The following is a 2538-nucleotide window of genomic DNA, read 5'->3' as shown; positions in this document are numbered from 1 at the left end:
GCCCCGGCCCCGCCGCCCCCGCGCCGTGCGGGGCTCGCGTCCCGGCTGGTTCGTCTACGCCAGCCTCGGCGTCGTCCTGCTCGCGGCGATCGTCCCCTACTACTGGGCGCTGCTGATCGGCTCGGGCGACTCGTCCACGATCCGCAACACCGACCTGTCGTGGATCCCCGGTGGCAATTTCTTCACCAACGCCGCCGCGGTGCTGAACAACCCCGCCGTCAACTTCTGGGCGGGCCTGTGGAACTCCATCTTCAGTTCGGCCTTGATCGCGGCATCCGTCGTCTTCTTCTCGACGCTCGCGGGCTGGGCCTTCGCCAAGCTGCGCTTCCGCGGGGGTCCGTGGCTGCTGCTGTTCGTCGTGGCGACCATGGCGGTGCCGACGCAGCTCGGCGTCGTGCCGCTGTACATCCTCTTCAGCGAGCTCGGCTGGACCGGGCAGATCGGCGCGATCATCGTGCCGGCCCTCACCAGCGCCTTCGGTGTCTTCTGGATGACGCAGTATCTGCGCCAGGCCGTGCCCGACGAGCTGATCGAGGCCGCCCGCGTCGACGGGGCGAGCTCGTTCCGCACGTTCCTCACGGTGGGCGTCCCCGCGGCTCGCCCTGCCGCGGCGATGCTCGGCCTGTTCACCTTCGTCACCGCGTGGAACAACTTCTTCTGGCCGTTCATCGTGCTCGATCGCCAGAACCCGACGCTGCCGGTGGCGCTGTCGCTGCTGCAGTCGAACTACTTCGTCGACTACTCGGTCGTGCTCGCGGGTGTGTTGCTCTCGACGGTTCCGCTCCTGCTGCTGTTCGTGTTCGCGGGCAAGCAGCTGGTCAGTGGCATCATGCAAGGGGCGGTCAAGGGATGACCCTCGCGCCCACGGAAGGAACCCGAACCATGTCCGTAACCCGAGCCTTTCCCGAGGGCTTCCTCTTCGGCGCCGCGACGGCGGCCTACCAGATCGAAGGCGCCGCCTTCGAGGACGGCCGCACGGCCTCCATCTGGGACGCCTTCAGCCGCGTCGCGAACGCGGTGATCAACGCCGACAACGGTGACGTCGCCTGCGACCACTACCACCGCTACGCCGGCGACGTGCAGCTCATGAAGAGCCTCGGGCTGCAGACGTACCGCTTCTCGACGTCGTGGTCGCGCGTTCGTCCCGACGGCGGCGCGCTCAACCCGAGGGGCGTCGACTTCTACAAGCGTCTCGTCGACGAGCTTCTGGATGCCGGCATCCTCCCGTGGCTGACCCTGTACCACTGGGATCTCCCGCAGGCCCTGCAGGACCGCGGCGGTTGGACGGTGCGCGAGACGAGCGAGAAGTTCACCGAGTACGCGCTCGACATGCATGACGCCCTCGGCGACCGGGTCAACGTGTGGACGACTCTGAACGAGCCGTGGTGCTCCTCCTTCCTCAGCTACACCGCGGGCGCCCACGCCCCCGGGCATTACTCGCAGGCCGAGGGCATGCTCGCCGCGCACCACCTGCTGCTCGGCCACGGTCAGACCGTGCGTGAGCTCCGCGCGCGCGACTCCTCGCTGAACCTCGGACTGACGCTGAACCTCACGGTGGCAGATGCCGTCGACCCGACGAACCCGGCCGACCTCGACGCCGCGCGCCGCATCGACGGCCAGTTCAACCGCTGGTTCCTCGAGCCGGTGTTCCGCGCCGAGTACCCCGCCGACATCATCAGGGACTTCCGCGACACCGACGCCGAGGCCGTGTCACGATGGCAGGCGGCCGTGCAGCCGGGCGACCTCGACATCATCTCGACGCCGATCGACACCCTGGGCGTGAACTACTACCACGGCGAGTTCGTGGGCGGCACGCCCCCCGTCGTCAACCCGCCCGCGGGCGACGCTCCCACGCAGCGGCCGATCTCGTCGCCCTTCCCAGCGCACGAGAACCTCTTCTGGCACGACCGCGGACTCCCGCGCACGAACATGGGCTGGGAGGTGCAGCCTGAGGGCCTCACCCGCCTGCTCGTCCACGTCAGCGAGGAGTACGCGGCCCAGGCCGGCGTCGCCCTCTACGTGACCGAGAACGGTGCCGCCTACGACGACGAGCTCGTCGTCGAGGGCGGCGACGCGCACGTCCACGACGTCGATCGCGTCGAGTTCGTCGAGGCCCACCTCGGTGCGGTCCTGGATGCCGTCGACCAGGGCGTCGACGTGCGTGGCTACTTCTACTGGTCGCTGATGGACAACTTCGAGTGGGCGTGGGGCTACGAGAAGCGGTTCGGGATCGTCTACGTCGATTACGCGACGCAGGAGCGGACCGTGAAGGACTCGGGGCTGGCTTATGCGCGGGTGATTGCGGAGCGGGCGTTGGTTGCGGGGAGGGCGCTTAGGGTCGCCTGAATTGTGGGGCATCCACCCACGAATTTCGGGTTTCGAGCGAAGTGCCCCTCGGCGGTTGGACAGAGAGTAATAACGGTAAGCGGACGGAAGACTTCACCCACGTCGTGTCGACATCCGCACCGCGCCTATCAGAGCGGTGTGCCCCGCCGTCAGCGGACGGCGGGGCACGGGGTTCAAGAGCAACTCGCCGAT

General features: G+C 68.2%; 2 protein-coding genes. Both read left to right on the top strand.

The features are described 5' to 3' along the window. The coding region (locus P2P98_RS01600) for a carbohydrate ABC transporter permease (RefSeq protein WP_275796538.1) at positions 1–853 on the top strand (853 nt) is incomplete at its 5' end. Positions 854–882: 29 nt separating this feature from the next. Beyond that, a complete protein-coding gene (locus P2P98_RS01595) occupies positions 883–2346 on the top strand; it encodes a GH1 family beta-glucosidase (RefSeq protein ID WP_275796536.1) in 1464 nt (487 codons plus the stop codon). Positions 2347–2538 lie beyond the last annotated feature (192 nt).

Source organism: Microbacterium sp. Kw_RZR3 (assembly GCF_029222405.1).
GTDB lineage: Bacteria > Actinomycetota > Actinomycetes > Actinomycetales > Microbacteriaceae > Microbacterium.
This window is presented reverse-complemented; position numbering and strand designations above follow the sequence as displayed.